Annotated in this window: 14 protein-coding genes and 1 tRNA gene; 5 read left to right on the top strand and 10 right to left on the bottom strand. The window is 71.0% G+C overall.

Going from position 1 to position 16,134, the window contains the following annotated elements; translation table 11 throughout:
- Positions 1-53 precede the first annotated feature (53 nt).
- The 4 genes from BM228_RS18130 (at position 54) to BM228_RS18115 (ending at position 1,862) form a co-directional block, all read left to right on the top strand.
- Entirely contained in the window at positions 54-434 is a 381-nt protein-coding gene (locus tag BM228_RS18130; RefSeq protein WP_092042832.1) for a hypothetical protein, read from the top strand.
- A gap of 82 nt (positions 435-516) precedes the next feature.
- Positions 517-591: transfer RNA gene (locus tag BM228_RS18125), tRNA-Thr, on the top strand.
- 399 nt (positions 592-990) lie between these two features.
- The gene (locus BM228_RS18120) at positions 991-1,266 is read left to right on the top strand and encodes a NepR family anti-sigma factor (RefSeq protein ID WP_092042831.1); all 276 of its coding nucleotides are present in this window, start codon (positions 991-993) and stop codon (positions 1,264-1,266) included.
- Positions 1,263-1,862: a sigma-70 family RNA polymerase sigma factor gene (locus BM228_RS18115; protein WP_092042830.1), complete on the top strand. Its 600-nt coding sequence runs from the start codon at positions 1,263-1,265 to the stop codon at positions 1,860-1,862. Before BM228_RS18120 ends, BM228_RS18115 begins: the two co-directional genes overlap by 4 nt.
- Positions 1,863-1,868: 6 nt before the next feature.
- On the opposite strand, the gene BM228_RS18110 is transcribed toward BM228_RS18115, so the two are convergent.
- The 9 genes from BM228_RS18110 to chpT form a co-directional block, all read right to left on the bottom strand.
- The gene (locus BM228_RS18110) at positions 1,869-2,399 is read right to left on the bottom strand and encodes an isochorismatase family protein (protein ID WP_092042829.1); all 531 of its coding nucleotides are present in this window, start codon (positions 2,397-2,399) and stop codon (positions 1,869-1,871) included.
- Between the two features lie 5 nt (positions 2,400-2,404).
- Complete coding sequence (locus BM228_RS18105) at positions 2,405-3,421, bottom strand: asparaginase (RefSeq protein WP_092042828.1); 1,017 nt, start codon at positions 3,419-3,421, stop codon at positions 2,405-2,407.
- A gap of 178 nt (positions 3,422-3,599) precedes the next feature.
- A complete protein-coding gene (locus tag BM228_RS18100; RefSeq protein ID WP_244537196.1) occupies positions 3,600-4,136 on the bottom strand; it encodes a hypothetical protein in 537 nt (178 codons plus the stop codon).
- 340 nt (positions 4,137-4,476) lie between these two features.
- Positions 4,477-5,343, bottom strand: a complete 867-nt coding sequence (locus BM228_RS18095) for a CheR family methyltransferase (protein ID WP_092042826.1) — start codon at positions 5,341-5,343, stop codon at positions 4,477-4,479.
- Positions 5,340-6,533, bottom strand: a complete 1,194-nt coding sequence (cheB, locus tag BM228_RS18090; protein WP_092042825.1) for a chemotaxis-specific protein-glutamate methyltransferase CheB — start codon at positions 6,531-6,533, stop codon at positions 5,340-5,342. The genes BM228_RS18095 and cheB overlap by 4 nt, the downstream gene beginning before the upstream one ends.
- Before the next feature lie 45 nt (positions 6,534-6,578).
- Positions 6,579-6,971, bottom strand: a complete 393-nt coding sequence (locus tag BM228_RS18085) for a response regulator (protein ID WP_092042824.1) — start codon at positions 6,969-6,971, stop codon at positions 6,579-6,581.
- A gap of 10 nt (positions 6,972-6,981) precedes the next feature.
- Complete coding sequence (locus BM228_RS18080) at positions 6,982-7,473, bottom strand: chemotaxis protein CheW (protein ID WP_092042823.1); 492 nt, start codon at positions 7,471-7,473, stop codon at positions 6,982-6,984.
- Between the two features lie 45 nt (positions 7,474-7,518).
- The gene (locus tag BM228_RS18075) at positions 7,519-10,263 is read right to left on the bottom strand and encodes a hybrid sensor histidine kinase/response regulator (protein ID WP_092042822.1); all 2,745 of its coding nucleotides are present in this window, start codon (positions 10,261-10,263) and stop codon (positions 7,519-7,521) included.
- A 103-nt stretch (positions 10,264-10,366) separates the two neighbouring features.
- Entirely contained in the window at positions 10,367-11,077 is a 711-nt protein-coding gene (gene chpT, locus BM228_RS18070; protein ID WP_092042957.1) for a histidine phosphotransferase ChpT, read from the bottom strand.
- Between the two features lie 345 nt (positions 11,078-11,422).
- Between chpT and BM228_RS18065 the strand changes: the two genes are divergently transcribed.
- On the top strand, positions 11,423-14,359 hold the full coding sequence (locus BM228_RS18065; protein WP_092042821.1) for a bifunctional [glutamine synthetase] adenylyltransferase/[glutamine synthetase]-adenylyl-L-tyrosine phosphorylase: 2,937 nt from the start codon (positions 11,423-11,425) through the stop codon (positions 14,357-14,359).
- Positions 14,360-14,383: 24 nt separating this feature from the next.
- Here the strand turns inward: BM228_RS18065 and BM228_RS18060 are convergent, their stop codons facing one another.
- Entirely contained in the window at positions 14,384-16,045 is a 1,662-nt protein-coding gene (locus BM228_RS18060) for a methyl-accepting chemotaxis protein (protein WP_167367765.1), read from the bottom strand.
- Positions 16,046-16,134 lie beyond the last annotated feature (89 nt).

The raw sequence follows: 16,134 nt of genomic DNA, 5'->3' as shown, positions 1-16,134 counted from the left end.
GGGCGAACACCCCGCCGCGTCCCGCGCCGCACCGTTCCTCGCGAGCTCCCGCCATGTCCAGCCGGCCCCTCCCCTCATCCTCCTCCGGCGCCGCCCCTGACGCCCTCGAAGAGGTCCAGTTTCGCGCCCGCATGGCGCGGCTCGGCACCGAGCCGGAGAATCGGCGCGGCCGCCGCCGGCCCCCGCGGGCGCTCGGCCGGGGCGGCTTCCGCCTCGGCTGGAAGGGCTGGCTCGTCGTCGATAGCCTGATCGTGCTGCTGGTCGTGGCCGGGGTGGTCGCCTGGCCGCCGATCCAAGCCTGCCGGCACCAGGACAAGACGACCGGCTTCTACGCCGGCGACTCAGTCGACCGCTGCATCCGCCGGGGCATCGCCGAGCGCATCGACCGGGCGGACCAGCGCCTGAAGGCCCTGGCGCGAAACTCGGGCCGCTAGCCGATTCCGCGCGCCAGATTTCGGATCCTAACCCGCCTCGGCTTGAGCGGCGGCACCGCGACTGGTAGCAAGCGTGTCGCGGGCCGGTGTAGCACAGCGGTAGTGCAGCGGTTTTGTAAACCGAAGGTCGGGAGTTCGATCCTCTCCACCGGCACCACACCTCCCGCGCCCTTGTGCCTCGGCCGGGACCGGGCGCACCATCCTTCCTTCGACTTGTCGGCGGCCGCTTCGGCCAAGTCTGAGTCTGTGCGGGCCGTGATCGGTCGCCCATGCTCAGCACCCGTTCAGCTGCGCCGCGCGACGATGGCTTACTGCCAAGCTCAGATAAGTATTTCTGAATTGTATCTGGCGCAATTGTCAATAAATTACGGTCCAGCTCGCGAATTTCTAGATTAAGATTTGATGAATACGAAGTTCAGAACCGATTAAATCCGGCGCGCCTACCAGCGCCGCCGGAAGGCGATGAAGCGCGTCTCAGCCCGCACCGGTCGCGAGACCGAGGCGGCGGAGCGCAGGCCCTGTCGGGGCCGCGTCGCCAGAGGGTCGGGGCGCAGTCATGAGCCAGGGCAAGGACGAGCGGACGGTGACGCGGTCCGCCGGAGCGGCGGACGGAGACGGGTCGGCACCCGTGGCCGGCGCCTCGCCCCTGCCCGACGGCGCGGCCGCAGGGCCCGCGCCCGGGCGTCGGCCGATTAACGACGCGGCGCGCGCCCGGATCGGGCGCGGTCTGCGCCTGCACTACGCTGATGTTCTGGCCCTGCCGATCCCGGAGCGGCTCCGGACGCTAATCGACGACCTCGCCGCATGCTCCGACACGGAGGCCCCGCAATGACCATGACCCTGCACGCCGCGCCCGCCGGCAGCCAGTCCGGGCCGCCGCCAGCTCCGGGCGTCGATGCCGAGATGCGCGACCTCCTGCTCGGCTCGATCCCCGCCCTGCGGGCCTTCGCGTTCTCGCTCACCTACGATCTCGACCGCTCCGACGACCTCGTGCAGGACACGCTGGTGCGCGCCTGGGTCAATGCCGGCAGCTTCCGCCGGGGGACCAACCTCACGGCTTGGCTGTTCACGATCCTGCGCAACCTGTTCTACTCGGAGCAGCGCAAGCGGAAGCGCGAGGTGGAGGACGCCGACGGCGTGATGGCCGGCAAGCTGACCTCCCTGCCCGAGCAGGAGGTGCGGATGGAGATGGCGCAGTTCCAGACCGCCCTGAATCGGCTGCCCCATGCCCAGCGCGAGGCGCTCGTGCTGGTGGGGGCCCAGAGCTTCACCTACGAGGAGGCAGCCGCGATTTGCGGCGTCGCGGTCGGGACGATCAAGAGCCGGGTCAGCCGCGCGCGCATGCGCCTGATCGAGGTTCTGGGCCTCGAAGGCCCGGACGATATCGGCACCGATGCCCGCACCCGGGCGGCGCTGGACGGAGGCTGAACGCGCTCACTTGATCAGCTTGACCGCCTCGCGAAAACGCGGGTGGCGAGCGGTGCCGAGCCACTCGAACATCACCATCTCGGTGGTGACGATCTCGGCGCCGTGGGCGGCCATCCGGGCGAGACCGGCGTCGCGGTTCTCGGGCCGGCGCGAGCCTACCGCGTCGGCGACCACAAAGGCCCGCCGCCCGGCATCGAGGAGGCCGAACACCGTCTGCAGCACGCAGATATGCGCCTCGCAGCCGGTCACCACGAGGTCGCGGTCGCCGACCCGGTCGAGGAAGCCCGGCGCCTGGGCGGCGCCGAAGCTCATTTTGGCGAAAGCCGCTCCGGGCTCCGGGGCGAGTTCCGGGACGGTCGGGCCGAGGCCTCCGGCATTCTGCTCGGTGAACAGGGCCGGCACGTCGAGGAGCCCCGCCGCCGCCGCGAGGCGGTTCGTGTTGGCGATCACCCCGGCGCCGTCGGCGATGGCCGGCATCAGCCGGACCTGGACGTCGATGACGAGGAGGAGCGCCCGGGCGGGATCGATCAGGGGCATCGGGCTCAGTACGTGGCGAAGAAGCGCGCGACCGCCTCGGGCTCGGCGGTCACGGTCAACGCCAGGGCGAGCAGGATCCGGGCCTTCTGCGGGTTCAGGTTGTCGGCGCTGAGGATGCCGCGGGCGTGCAGGCGCGTGGTCAGCGGCACAACCCCGCTCCCGGCCCGGGTCGACATCACCACCAGGATGCCGGCGGCGGCCGCCTCCTCCAGGGCGTCGGCCTCGGCCGGCGGGGTCATGCCGGGGGCGAGCCCGGCCGAGACCAGGCCGCGGGCGCCGGCTGCCCGAAACGCGCGCACCGCGGTGCCGTCGGCATCGGCGTAGCCGTAGGACACGTCGACCCGCGGCAGGGCCGGCAGCGTCCGGATGTCGAACGGGGTGCCGGGCGCATGGGCGCGCTCGGAGCGGCGGTAGTACCGGACATGATCGCCGTCCACCTGGCCGAGCACGCCGAAATCCGGGGTGCGGAAGGTCTGCAGCCGGGCCACCGAGGTCTTGGTCACCTCGCGGGCCGCCTGGATCTCGTCGTTGAGCACCACGAGCACGCCCCGGCCGCGGGAGGCCGGCGCGGCGGCGGTGCGGATCGCCGCCACTAGGTTGAGCTTGGCGTCGGTGGACAGAGCGCTCATCGGCCGCTGCGAGCCGACCAGCACCACCGGCAGGTCCACCGTCAGGGTGAGGCTCAGCGCGTAGGCGGTCTCCTCCAGGGTGGCGGTACCGTGGCCGATGACGATGCCGGCGAGGTCCGGATGCGCGGCGGCGGTCTGCGCGCACAGCAGGACGAGGTCGCGCCACTCGGCGAAGCCGATCGCCGGGCTCGGGACCGCCCGGAACGGCACCGGGATCACATGAGCCACCGTGGCGAGTTCCGGGACCGCATCCAGGATGGCGCCAGCTTCCAGGCGCCGGTCGGTGGCGGTGTAGTCGAGGATGTCGAGGGCGTCGCGCCCGAGGGATGAGATCGTCCCGCCCGTGCCGATGAACGCGACCTTGGGCAATCCCGCCCCGTGTCCTGCCGCCATGCCGTGCCTCCTGGCCGCTGCCGGGCCATCCGCGGTCCCGGGCTGCGGCCCTCTGCATGCCGTCTCGCCCCGCCGCGGTCGACCCCGCTGGGCGCAGGCGGGCGATGCGCCCGGCGGTGGGACGGCGAACCCCGGGTGCCAGGCCGCGAAGGGGCTTCGCCCCTTCGCGGCCCCGGTTTCAGCTCCGGAAGTCGAACAGCAGGGCCGAGGCGTTGGTGCCGGTGCCGGTCGTACCGCTCGCCCCGTAGCTCGTGCCACTCGTTTGCGAGGCCTGGAGTTGCTGGATGAAGGTCGAGAGCAGGTCGCTCGCGGAGGTGCCGCTGGAGGAGGTGCTGCTGGCGGAGCTGCCCGACGCGTCCGCACCCGGGGGCGGCCCCGGAGGCGGACCGCCGGCCCCGGAGATGGCGTCGTCATCCGAGTCCGTAGCGCCCGAACTCTGGGTCGACTGGCCGTGGCTGGCGAACAAATTCTTCAGCTCCGTGGCCTGGTCGCTCGTCAGGCTGCCGCTGCTGACCTGATCGGAGATCAGGCTGTCGATCCGGTCCTTCATCGATGCCGGATCGAGCTTGGTCGCCGCCGTACTGCTGCTCGCCGTCGCGGCGGTCGTGCCCGACGACAGGCTCGAATCGATCGCGCTGAGGGCGCTCGTCAGAGCTGTGGCGTCGGTGCTGCTGAGGGTGCCGGCCGTCAGCTCGCTGCTGATCGTGTCGGACATCCGGGTTTTGCCGGAGCCCTGCGGGGGCGGCGGCCGCTGGACGGATAGTTGCGATGTCGTGGTGGAGGAGACGGAGCTCATACGGGCGCTCGATGCACTGATTTGCCGGAATCGCCCGGCCGCGGGTCCGTGTGCAAATTACCCACGCGGTTCTTAAGAGCGCCTTTCCAGGAAGAACCTCCTCGACCGGTGAGGGCCGGCTTTCGGGATCGGGTACGACAAAAACCCCGAAGCCGCGCCCGGGATCCGAGATCCGCGGCGCCGCTTCGGGGTTCGATCAGTACGAGTGTTTAAGTTACGCGATCCCGGTCCGAAACGGCTCGAACCGGGATCAAGGCCGTCAGACGCCCGCGGCGACGCGCAGGGGAGCTGCCATTTCGGAGGCCCGGCCCACCGGCTCGGCGTGGCCGTAGAGGCCGCGATGCTTCGGGTTCGGGCTGAGCCGGTCGGTGAGGCCGATCACCGTCTCGGCGGCGCCGAGCAGCAGCGCCCCCCCCGGCGCGAGCTGGGCCGCGAGCCGGGCCAGCACGTCCGACTTGGTCGGCGCGTCGAAGTAGATCAGCACGTTGCGGCAGTAGATCACGTCGAACTGGCCGAGCGACGCGAAGCTGTGCAGCAGGTTGAGCTGGCGGTAATCCACCATGGAGCGCAGGCTCTGGGCGATCTGCCACTGCTCGCCGATCTGGGTGAAGTACTTGATCAGCCACTGCACCGGCAGGCCGCGCTGGACCTCGAAGTGGCTGTAGAGGCCGAGCTTGGCCTTCTCGATCACCTCGGTGGAGAGATCGGTGGCGACGATCTCGACCTGCCACCCGGCGAGCCGGGGCGCGGCCTCCTGCAGCAGCATCGCCAGGGAATAAGGCTCCTGGCCGGTCGAGGCCGCCGCGCACCAGATTCGCAGCCGGCGCTTGCTGGCGTTGCGCGCCAGGGCCTCGGGCAGGATCGTGTCGCGGAACAGGTCGAACGGGATGCGGTCGCGGAAGAAGAAGGTCTCGTTCGTGGTCATGGCCTCGACCACGGCGCGCTCGATGGCGCTGTCCTGGCCGAGCTTCAGGGCACCGATCAGGTCGCCGAGGGCGGCGAGCCCGAAGCGCCGGCAGACCGGGGTCAGCCGGCTCTCGACGAGGTAGCGCTTCTCGGCGGTCAGCGCGAGGCCGGAGCGCTGCTTGAGGAAGGTACGCAGGTATTCGAACTCGAACTCGGTCATGACGGCTGCCCCGTGATCAGGGCGCGCAGCGCCGTCGCGAGTTCGGGGAGCGGCAGCACGGCCTCGGCGAGGCCGGCCCGGGCGACGCTGCCGGGCATGCCCCAGACGGTGCTGGTCGCCTCGTCCTGGGCGAGAACCGGGCCGCCGGCATCGGTCAGTGCGCGGGCACCGTTGGTGCCGTCCGAGCCCATGCCGGTGAGGATCACCGTGGCGGTGGCGGCACCGAACACCACGGCGGCGTCCTTGAACAGGACATCGACGGCGGGGCGGCAGAAATTCACCGGCGGCCCGTCCGTAAGCCGGATCGTCGGACCGTTGGGACCCGTCACCAGCCCCATATGGCGCCCGCCCGGCGCCACGTAGATGCGCCCCGCCTCCAGGCGCTCGTCGGCCTTGCCCTCGGCGGCGCGCAGCCCCGTGCGAGTGGAGAGATGCTCGGCGAACACGGCGGTGAAGATCGGCGGCATGTGCTGCACGATCAGAACCGGCACCCGGCGCAGGGCGGCGGCGCCGATCCCCTCCAGCATCTCGCCCACCGCCCGGGGTCCGCCGGTCGAGGAGCCGATCAGCAGGGCGCGGGGCTGGGTGCGGTTGCGGACCTTGGGCCGGAGGGTGAAGGGTGTGGCGGGCCGCGGGGCCGGCGCGGCAGGGGCCAGCGCGGGCGCCGCGTGGGCGGGAGCCGGCGCGGTCCCAGGGGCGCTCGCGGGACGCCGCGTCCGGGCGCGGGCGGCGCCGAACACCCGGACCCGCTCGATCAGCTCGACCCGGAACGTCTCCGAGGTGGTGACGCCGCGGTTGCTCTCGGGCTTGGCGATGTAATCCACCGCGCCGAGGGCCAAGCATTTCAGCGAGATGTCGGCGTTCCGGGTGGTCAGCGTCGACATCATCACGACTTGGAGGTTCGGGCTGATCGCGAGCATGCGCGGCAGCGCCGTCGTGCCGTCGAGTTCCGGCATCTCGATGTCGAGCAGCACGACATCCGGGTCGTGCTTGGCCATCATCTCCAGGGCGATGCGGCCGTTGGAGGCGGTGCCGACGAGCTCAAACCCGGCCTCGGCGATCCAGCGGGCGACCAGCCCGCGCACCACGGCGGAATCGTCGGCGATCAGCACCCGGATCGGAGCCGCCGCGGAGGTCGTGGATTGCGCAGGCGGACTGCGAAGCGGGACGACCGCGGGGCTCAGGGCCATGATGAATGCCTCGGGTACTGGGTCGCGGGTGAAAGTGGCGTCGGTTCAGGCCGCGTCGGCGACGAGCCCGACCTGTTCGAGCTTGGCCGCCAGGATGTCGCGGTCGAAGGGTTTCATGATGTACTCGTCCGCGCCCGCTCGGAGCGCCCGGGCGATCGCTCCGACATCGTTCTCGGTCGTGCAGAACAGGACCTTCGGGGTCGTCCCCCCCTCGCTCCGGCGCAGGGTCTGGAGGAAGGTGTAGCCGTCCATGTTCGGCATGTTCCAATCGAGCAGGATGGCGTCGGGCATGTTGGCCGCGCAGGCTTCGAGCGCAGCGCTGCCGTCCTCCGCCTCGTTCACATTCATGCCCAGGGCCTCGATGATCCGCCGCGCGACCTTTCGGATCACCGCGGAATCATCGACCACCAGGCAGGTCGTCTCGTGTGGCGCTTTCATACCCCCTCCCTCACGCCGCCTTGGCGCCGGCGGCGCTGAAGCCGAGGAGCGCGTCCACGTCGAGGATCACCAGAAGGCGGCCGTCGAGGCGGTGGACGCAGGTGGCGAGGTTGCGCCAGCGCGGATCCAGGTTGATCGGCACCGCCTCGCGGCTGTCGGCCCCGAGCCGCAGCACTTCGCCGACGCCGTCGACCACGAGGGCGAAGGTCTCGCCGGTCTGCTCCAGGCCGATCGCCATCTTGGGGCTGGCCTTGTCGTCTTGCGCCACGGCATCGGGCAGGCCCAGGCGCCGGCGCAGGCACACGGCCGTGACCACACGCCCACGCAGGTTCAGCAGGCCGACGATCTCGCTGGGCGCCAGGGGTACCGGCGTTACCCCTGAGGGGACGAACACATCGTGGACCCGTTCGATCGCCAGGCCGAACAGGGTGTCGGCCACATAGACGGTGACATACTCGTCGGTGGGGCCGGTCTCGGCGCCGTTGGCATTGGCAGCCTGCATCAGAACTCTCCGGATTCGATCGTCGTGTGGCGGGCGGTGCCGGGATCAGGCGGCTTGCGAGACGTTGGTGGCGCTGATCTCGGCCAGGGCCGCGATCAATCCGCTGCGGTCGAACTTGGCCACGAGGTCGCTGATCGCCAGCGACCGGGCCCGCTCCACCACGTCGGCTCCGACCGTCCCCGTGAGGCCGATCACCGGCAGGCGGGCGAGCCGCGGCTCGGCGCTCCGCATGGCGGCGACGAGGTCGAAGCCGCTGCGGCCCGGCATCTCCAGATCGGTGACCACGACCTCGATCCGCGCGTCCGATTGCAGGACCGTCAGCGCCGCCTCGGCGCTCGCCGCCGTGATGACCTGGTAGCCCGCGGCCTTCAGCACCGGGCTCAGCATGTCGCGGAAGAAGGCCGAGTCGTCCACGAGCAGGAGCGTCGAGACCTGCTCCGCCTTCTTCGGGCCCCGCGCCCAGTCGTCGTAGGCGAGCGGCAGGAAGTGGGCGATGTTGATGATGTCGGTGGCGCGACCGCGCAAAACCGCCGAGCCGATCAGGTCCGAGCGGTCGGCCGCGATCTCGATGTCGAGGCGCTCCTCGACGATGTCGACGATCTCGTCGACCACGAGGCCCATGGCCCGCTCGCCGTCGGAGAACACCACCAGGGCCTGCGTGCCCTCGGAGCGGATCGTGATCGCCGGATCGGCCGGGACCAGCGGCATCAGCCGGCCGCGGTACTGGATCAGCGGACGGCCGCCCAGCCACTCGACCTTGTCGCACTCGATCTCTTCGAGGCGGGTGACCAGCGAGAGCGGCACCGCCTTGAAGCTGCCCTGGCCGCCCTTGAACACCAGGAGCGTCGTCTTGGCATCACCCACGTCGGCCGCCTCGCTCTCGGCGTCGGCATCGGCGTGGCTGTTGCTGCCCTGGATACCCTGGGCCACCTGCCGGGCCACGCCGTTGGGATCGACGATCAGCACGACGGCGCCGTCGCCGAGGATCGTGTTGCCGGCAAACATCGGGATGTGTCGAAGCTTGGCCGACATCGGTTTCACGACGATCTCTTCCGTGTGGAAGACCTCGTCGACCAGGATGCCGAAGCGTTCGCGCCCGACCTGGGCCACGACCACGAAGCCCGCCTGTTCGGTCTCGTCGCCCTGGCCATCCGATTGCCCAAGCAGGCCGGTAAGCGAGACGATCGGCAGCAGCCGCTCGCGCAGGCGCAGAACCGGCGAGCCGTTGATGCGCTCGACCCGTTGCGCCCCGGCATCGACCCGCACGAGTTCGAGCACGGCCACCTGCGGCAGGGCGAAGCGGTGCTCGCCGGCGCGCACGATCAGGGCGGCGACGATCGCCAGGGTCAGCGGGATCTTGATGGTGAAGGTGGTGCCGCGGCCCGCCGTGGTGGCGATGTCGATGATGCCGCCGATGGTCTCGATGTTGGTCTTGACCACGTCCATGCCGACGCCGCGGCCGGACACCGAGGTGACCGCCGCCGCCGTGGAGAAGCCGGCATCGAAGATGAACTTGGCGACCTGCGCGTCGGTCATCCGCTCGACGTCGGACTGGGACGCCAGCCCGCGCTCCACCGCCTTCTTGCGGATCGCCGCGAGGTCGAGGCCCTTGCCGTCGTCGGCGATCTCGATCGTGATCGTGCCGCCCTCATGGTAGGCGGCGAGCCGGATCGTGCCGCGGGCCGGCTTGCCTGCCGCCACGCGCCCGGCGGTGGATTCGAGGCCGTGATCGGCGGAGTTGCGGACCATGTGGGTCAGCGGGTCCTTGATCACTTCGAGGACCTGCCGGTCGAGCTCGGTCTCGGCGCCGACCATCACCAGGTCGATCTGCTTGCCGAGTTCGGCCGAGAGGTCGCGCACGACGCGCGGCAGCTTCTGCCAGGCGCTGCCGATCGGCTGCATGCGCGTCTTCATGACGCCTTCCTGCAGCTCGGCCGTGACGTGCGAGAGGCGCTGGAGCGGAACCTTGTAGCTCGAATCCTCGTGCCGGCGGGCGATCTCGAGGAGCTGGTTGCGGGTCAGCACCAGCTCCGAGACCATGGTCATCAGGTGCTCGAGCGTATCCACGTTCACGCGGATCGTCTGGATCTTGCTCCCGGCCGCCGTGGTCTCTGTCGCCACCACGGCCTCGGCGTCGCCCGCCGGCTCGGCCTTGGCCGAATCAGCTTCGGCGGGCTCGGCCTTGGGCGCCACAGCCTTGGGCGCGGCGGGCTTGGGGGCCTCGACCTTCGGCGCTTCGGCTTTCGGCGCCTCGACGGGAGCCGAGATCGGCGCGGCGAAATCCGCCTCGCTCGGGCCCGGGGCCGCCAGGAAGGCCGCCTCCAGATCGTCCAGGGAGACCTCGCCGGGCTTCAGCTCGCGGGAGACGGGCTCGGGCAGCACCAGCTCGGGTGCGGGGGCCGGCGCGGCCTCGGGCTCGGCCGACGCCATGCGCTCCAACTCGGAGATCAGGTCATCGTCGGAGCCCGCCGGCTCGGCGCCGGTGGCCTCCAGGTCCGCCAGGATCGCCTTGAGCCGGTCCAGGGTCGAGAGAATCAGCGTGACCGATTCGGAGGTGGCGGGCAGGCCGTCCCGGAAGCGGCCCATCAAGGTCTCGGCGGCGTGCGCCAAGGCTTCGAGGCGTGGCAACCCGAGAAACCCGCAAGTTCCTTTGATCGTATGGACGAGCCGAAAGATATTCCGCAGTATCGTCTGATTATTCGGGTCCTGCTCGAACCGAACGAGTTCAGCATCGACCGTGTCGAGGTGTTCCCCGCTCTCGGTCAGGAATTCACGAAGCAGGTCGTCCATCGGCGATACTCGTTACACGAAGAGGCTCTCGCGTAACGTACTTACTCACGCGGGGTTAGGGAAGCGTTTCGATCCCCTCCCCACCCCGGCGTTTTCCAGTTTTTTAGGCCAGCGCTGTGTCGGAAGCTTCGTCACCGTCTTCCGCGGGGGCCGCGATCACTGTCGGCGAGGCCGTGATCGTCACTTCATCACCCTCAATGCCGAATCGGACATCCATGGCGGCGGCCCGGGCCACGAGGCCGGCATAGAACGGCAGGATACCGTGGGCGTCGACGGTGCCGCTCTCGGGGCTGCCGGCCATCAGCTCCTCGACATGGGGCGGGATGCGGGCATGCGAGCCCTTGGCCTTGAGCACCAGGGTCGGCGCCTCGCCGTCGCCGGAGACGACGACGTCGATCAGGCCGCCCCGCGGGATCGCCGAAGTCGCGATCATCACGAGATTGAGGAGCAGCTTGACCTTGTTCTTCGGGAACAGGGCCTGCGGCGCGCTCCAGGCGAGCTTGGTCTTCTCGTCGCTGAACATGCCCTTGGCCACGCCCTCGGCATCGGCGAGGTCGATCGAGGCGCCGGCCGAGCCCGCAGCCCCGAAGGCGATCCGGGCGAATTTCAGCCGGGCCGAGGCCTGGCGGGCGCTCTTTCCGATCAGTTCGAGGGCGAAGGTCCGCATCGATTCGTCATCGTCGTCCTCCAGCACCTCCAGCCCGTTCACGATCGCGCCGACGGGGCTGATCACGTCGTGGCAGACGCGGGAGCAGAGCAGGGCGGCGAGGTCGAGGCCGTCGAGGGTCAGGCTGGGGGCGTTCGGGGAGGACATGGCGCGCTCCGGGCGGCGGATCTGGGGGGCGAACACTCTGCGGGCCGGCTCGTCGATTCGGAGCCGCCGATCCTTGGCCGCCCGATCAAGCGGTCGAGCCCCCGCGAAACATCCCGCGCGGCCCACCGGTCGGGCCGGGGGCGATGGACCGGTCCGCACGGATAAACGCCACGGTCGGCTTTGAAAAGCGTTACCGGCCGGGACCGGTGCCGGCCGCGCCCGGATCGGGTACGTTGGCGCGGGTCACGATGAGGACCGCGAGCCGCCTCGGCGCGATCGGGCTCGGCTTGAACTCAGGGAGGAATCGGCGTGGGACGACAGACCGTCAGCCGAACCGGGACTCCCATGCAGCCCGAACCGACCCTGCTCGCACGCCTGCGCCCTGGCCTGCGGCCCGCCGATCCGGATGCGGCGGGCGCACGGCTCGCCGAGATCGAGCCGGCCTTCCCAGTGGGCTTCCTCACCCCGGCCTGCCGGGCTTTGCTGCTCGGGCTCGCCGACCATTCGCCCTTCCTCTGGCAGGCTATCACCCGTTCGCCGGAGCGCCTCGTCGCCCTGATGGGGCAGGCGCCGGAGGCCGCAAGCCGGACGATCATCGCCCGGCAGCGCGCGGTCGGGGGCGCTTGCGGCGACAATCCCGACCTCGTCGAGGTTGCCCGGCGGCTCCGCCGGAACCGCGAGGAGCACGCCCTGCTGGTGGCGCTCGCCGATCTCGGCGGCTGCTGGGATATCGACGCCGTTATCCAAGCCCTGTCCGATTTCGCCGACGCCTCGGTGAGTGCTGCCACCGACGCCCTGCTCCGGCAGGGCATGGCGGCCGGCCGGTTCCAGCCTCAGGACCCGGAGGCCCCGCAGGCCGGCTCCGGGCTCGTGATCCTGGCGCTCGGCAAGCATGGCGGGGCCGAGCTGAACTATTCCAGCGACATCGACCTCGTCATCTTCTACGAGCTCGAGCGTGCAGCCGCCGCCACCGGCGGCGACCCCAAGGCGTTCTTCGTCAAGCTGGCGCAGGGCTTGGTGAAGCTCCTGTCCGAGCGCACCGCCGACGGCTACGTCCACCGGCTCGACTACCGACTGCGCCCGGACCCGGGCTCCACGGCGGTGGCGCTCTCCACCAGCTTCGCCTTCGACTACTACCAGACGCTGGGCCAGAACTGGGAGCGCGCCGCCTTCATCAAGGCCCGGCCGATCGCCGGCGATATCCCGGCCGGCACGGCGTTCCTGGCCGATCTCGCGCCGTTCATCTGGCGTCGGCACTTCGACTTCGCGGCCATCGCCGAGATCCACGCGATGAAGCGCCAGATCCACATGGTCCGCGGGCACGACACGATCACGGTGGCGGGCCACGACATCAAGATCGGCCGCGGCGGCATTCGCGAGATCGAGTTCTTCGTCCAGACCCAGCAGCTCGTGTTCGGCGGCCGCAAGCCCGCCCTGCGGGGGCGCCGGACCGTCGAGATGCTGGGTCGTCTCGTCGAGGAGGGCTGGATCGACGCAAAAGCCCGCGACGAGCTCGCGGCGGCCTACGGGTTCCTGCGCACCCTCGAGCACCGGATCCAGATGATCCGCGACGAGCAGACCCAGCGCCTGCCCACCGGCGACGCGGCGCTCGAAGCCCTGGCCCGATTCGCCGGGTTCGACACGCGGGCGGCGTTCGAGGCGACGCTGCTCCACCAGGCCGGCCGGGTCCAGGCCCATTACGCCCTGCTGTTCGAGACGGCGCCGGGGGACGGCGCCCCGGAGGACGCCCTCGTCTTCGGCGAGAGCGAGCCGGATCCTGCCACCCTGGAGAATCTGGCGGCGTTCGGGTTCCGCGATCCCCGGCTCGCCTGGGAAACCGTGCAGGGCTGGCATGTCGGCCGCCGCCCGGCGCTCCAGACCGGCCGGGCGCGGGAGATCCTGGCCGAGCTGCTTCCGAGCCTGCTGCGGGCGCTCGGCGGCACCAACGATCCGGACGCTGCTCTCCTCACCCTCGACCGGGCCTTCGCCCGGATGCCCGCGGTGGCCGAACTCCTCGCCATCCTGCGCTCGCACGCGCGGCTACGTCTCTTGTTCGCCGACATCCTGGGGACCTCGCCCCATCTCGCCGATACGGTCAGCCTCAGCCCGCACGTCCTCGACACCGTGCTCGACCCCGACTTCGTGGCGCCGATGCCGGCGCCCGAGCAGGTGCAGGCGCAATACCGGGCGCTGGTCGGGCAGCCGGCGAGCCACGAGGAGTTTCTGGACCGATGCCGGGACGCCACCCGCCAGATGGTGTTCGTCACCGGCGCGCGGCTCCTGTCCGGCCTGATCACCCCGCGCCAGGCCGGAGAGGCCTATTCGGCCATCGCCGAGGCGACAGTCGCGCTGAACCTGGAGGCGGAACTGCACCGGTTCACGCAAGACCACGGCGCCGTCCCGAAGGGGCGGTGCTGCGTCCTGGCGCTGGGCCGGCTCGGGTCCCGGCAGCTCAGCGCGGTCTCTGACCTCGATCTGGTGTTCCTGTACGATTTCGATCCCGAGAACCGGATGAGCGACGGCCCGCGCCCGCTCGACGCGGTGGTGGCCTATAACCGCTTGGCCCAGCGCCTCTACGCCGCGCTCACCACAGCCACCCGCCGCGGCCGGCTCTACGCGGTCGATCTGCGCCTGCGGCCGTACGGCAGCCACAGCCCGCCCGCCGTGCAGCTCAACGGCTTCGTGACCTATCAGCGCGAGGCGGCCGAGCCCTGGGAGCACATGGCCCTGACCCGGGCCCGGGTGGTGGCGGGCGATCCCGAGCTCGGCGCCGCCGTCATGGCGACCATCGCCGAGACGATCGGGCAGCCGCGCGATCCCGCCCAGGTCTGCGCCGCGGCCGGGGAGATGCGCAGGCTCGTCGCGGACGAGCGCGGCCACGCCGGTCCCTACGACTTGAAACTCGCCCCCGGCGGCCTGTTCGACCTCGATTTCGTGGCCCAGTCCATCGTGCTGAGCCACCCGGAGGCTTGGCACATCGGCATCGATCTGTCCGGCGAGGCGGTGCTGCGCCAGGCGGGCGAGCACGGCCTGTTGCCCGCCGCCATGGCCGAGCCCCTGGCCGAGACCTACGGCTTCCTCGACGCGGTCTACCAATGGCAGCGGCTGGTGATGGCCGATCCCGGCGCCGTCCCCTCGGACAGCGCCGCCCGGCAGATCGCCAAGGCCGTGGGCCTGCCGGATGCCCGCAGCCTCGCGGCGGAGCTGCATCGCCACCGGCGCCGGACCTGCGCGCTGCTCGCGCGGATCAAGCGGACGGTGATCGGGGCACCCGAAGGGTAGGGCATCGCCCCACCGGCGACGCGCTCAGGCGGCCCGGACGTTCCGGAGGAACTGGTCGATCTCCGTGTGCAGGGCGCGGGACTGGACGGCCAGATCGTCGGCGGAGCTTGCGACCGCCTCGGCGGCATGGCCGGCAGCGCCCGCCGAGCGGGCGACCTCGGAGATGTCGGCGGTCACCTTGTCGGTCCCGCCCGAGGCTTCGGACATGCTGCGCACGATCTCCCGGGTGGTGACGCCCTGGCCGTCGACCGCGCTGGCGATGCGTGTGGTCACGCCGCTCAGCGCGTGGATCTGGGCCGTGATGTCCTGGATCGCCTCGGCGGCGCCACTGGTCGCCCCCTGGATGGCGCCGATCTGCTGGCCGATCTCGTCGGTGGCCTTGGCGGTCTGCGCGGCCAACTCCTTCACCTCGGCTGCCACGACGGCGAAGCCGCGCCCCGCCTCTCCGGCCCGGGCCGCCTCGATCGTGGCGTTGAGCGCCAGCAGGTTGGTCTGGCCCGCGATGGTGGAGACCAGTCCGACCACGTCGCCGATCCGGGCCGCGGCCGCGGACAGGGCCGCCATGATCGCGTCGGTGCGCGCAGCGGCCTCCACGGCGGCGGACGACATCCCGGCGGCATGGGCGACCTGCCGGCCGATCTCCTGCACGGTCGAGCCCAGGGCCTCGGCCGCCGCCGCCACGGCGTTGACGTTCCCGGCAGTCCGGTGCGCGGCCTCCGCGGCGCTGGTGGAGCGCAGGGCCGTCCCTCCCACCGCGGCCTGCATCGTGCCAGACGAGGCCTGCAGGCCGGTCACCGCCTCGGCCACATGGGCGACGATCCCGCCGACCGAATGCTCGAACCGGTCGGCAAGGTCGTGCAGCATCGCGCGCCGGGCCTGCTCCTCGCGCAGGCGGGCGGCTTCGGTGGCCTCGACCTGCTGCGCGGCCTCCGCCCGCGACGTGTCGCGAATCGCCACGACGGCGCGGGCGATGGCGCCGATTTCGTCGCGGCGGTTTGCGGCGGCCAGCGCGACGCTCGTGTCGCCGTTCGCCAGGCGGGTGGTCTCGTCGGTCAGCCGGACCAGCGGCCGTGCCAGATTGCCGGCGAGCCAGAGCGCCGTGATCGATCCGATGAGGACCACGCCGCCCCCGAGCCCGAGCATCGCCCAGATCTTCCAGGCCGTGGCCTCGCGGGTCGCCTGCATCTGAGCCCGGGCATCCGCGGCGGCGAGCGCCACGGCTTCGTCGAACCGCTGCCGCAGGCGCCGGCTCTGCTGGGCCATCCGTTCCTGGACCGGGATCTCCCGCGCCTGCCGAATGCCGAGCAGGATCTCGGCATCGCCGCGCCATTGCCGCGCCTCGGCCTCCGCGCTCCGCGCCAGGGCCTGCATCGAGTCGGACAGGGCGATGTCCTTCAGGCGCCCGAGCAGGACCGTCAAGCGATCGCCCGCCCCGGTGAACTCCGTTTGGATCGGCGCCATGTCGAGGAGGTCGGTCATCGCGCTCACCCGCGCGACCAGTTCCTCGGCCCGGTGGAACTGGTCGCGGGCGGCGCGACTCGTCTCGGCCGCCTCGGCGGTGCGCTCGGCGAGCCGCGACAGATCGCCGACCGCGCCGAGGCCGACGAGACCGGTGATCCCGGCTAGGAGCCCGGCGAGGAGCAGGAAGCCGAGGAGCGGGAGCAGGATCTTATAGCGGATGGACATGGCGACTTCCCGGTTTCCCGCTGAGCGCCGTCCCCGATCGGGCTGCGATCGGGGACGGATCCTGGAAAACATGATGTAAAAGCAAAACG

Source organism: Methylobacterium pseudosasicola (assembly GCF_900114535.1).
GTDB lineage: Bacteria > Pseudomonadota > Alphaproteobacteria > Rhizobiales > Beijerinckiaceae > Methylobacterium > Methylobacterium pseudosasicola.
Note: the sequence above shows the minus strand (reverse complement) of the source record. Positions and strands in the feature narration are given on the sequence as shown.

What these genes read in the sequence shown, in the direction of transcription:
- BM228_RS18095 (WP_092042826.1), bottom strand. Translation starts at nt 5,343, where the DNA reads ATGACCGAGTTCGAGTTCGAATACCTGCGTACCTTCCTCAAGCAGCGC.
- cheB (WP_092042825.1), bottom strand. Translation starts at nt 6,533, where the DNA reads ATGGCCCTGAGCCCCGCGGTCGTCCCGCTTCGCAGTCCGCCTGCGCAA.
- BM228_RS18115 (WP_092042830.1), top strand. Translation starts at nt 1,263, where the DNA reads ATGACCATGACCCTGCACGCCGCGCCCGCCGGCAGCCAGTCCGGGCCG.
- BM228_RS18065 (WP_092042821.1), top strand. Translation starts at nt 11,423, where the DNA reads ATGCAGCCCGAACCGACCCTGCTCGCACGCCTGCGCCCTGGCCTGCGG.
- BM228_RS18100 (WP_244537196.1), bottom strand. Translation starts at nt 4,136, where the DNA reads ATGTCCGACACGATCAGCAGCGAGCTGACGGCCGGCACCCTCAGCAGC.
- chpT (WP_092042957.1), bottom strand. Translation starts at nt 11,077, where the DNA reads ATGTCCTCCCCGAACGCCCCCAGCCTGACCCTCGACGGCCTCGACCTC.
- BM228_RS18085 (WP_092042824.1), bottom strand. Translation starts at nt 6,971, where the DNA reads ATGAAAGCGCCACACGAGACGACCTGCCTGGTGGTCGATGATTCCGCG.
- BM228_RS18110 (WP_092042829.1), bottom strand. Translation starts at nt 2,399, where the DNA reads ATGCCCCTGATCGATCCCGCCCGGGCGCTCCTCCTCGTCATCGACGTC.
- BM228_RS18075 (WP_092042822.1), bottom strand. Translation starts at nt 10,263, where the DNA reads ATGGACGACCTGCTTCGTGAATTCCTGACCGAGAGCGGGGAACACCTC.
- BM228_RS18080 (WP_092042823.1), bottom strand. Translation starts at nt 7,473, where the DNA reads ATGCAGGCTGCCAATGCCAACGGCGCCGAGACCGGCCCCACCGACGAG.
- BM228_RS18105 (WP_092042828.1), bottom strand. Translation starts at nt 3,421, where the DNA reads ATGGCGGCAGGACACGGGGCGGGATTGCCCAAGGTCGCGTTCATCGGC.
- BM228_RS18130 (WP_092042832.1), top strand. Translation starts at nt 54, where the DNA reads ATGTCCAGCCGGCCCCTCCCCTCATCCTCCTCCGGCGCCGCCCCTGAC.
- BM228_RS18060 (WP_167367765.1), bottom strand. Translation starts at nt 16,045, where the DNA reads ATGTCCATCCGCTATAAGATCCTGCTCCCGCTCCTCGGCTTCCTGCTC.
- BM228_RS18120 (WP_092042831.1), top strand. Translation starts at nt 991, where the DNA reads ATGAGCCAGGGCAAGGACGAGCGGACGGTGACGCGGTCCGCCGGAGCG.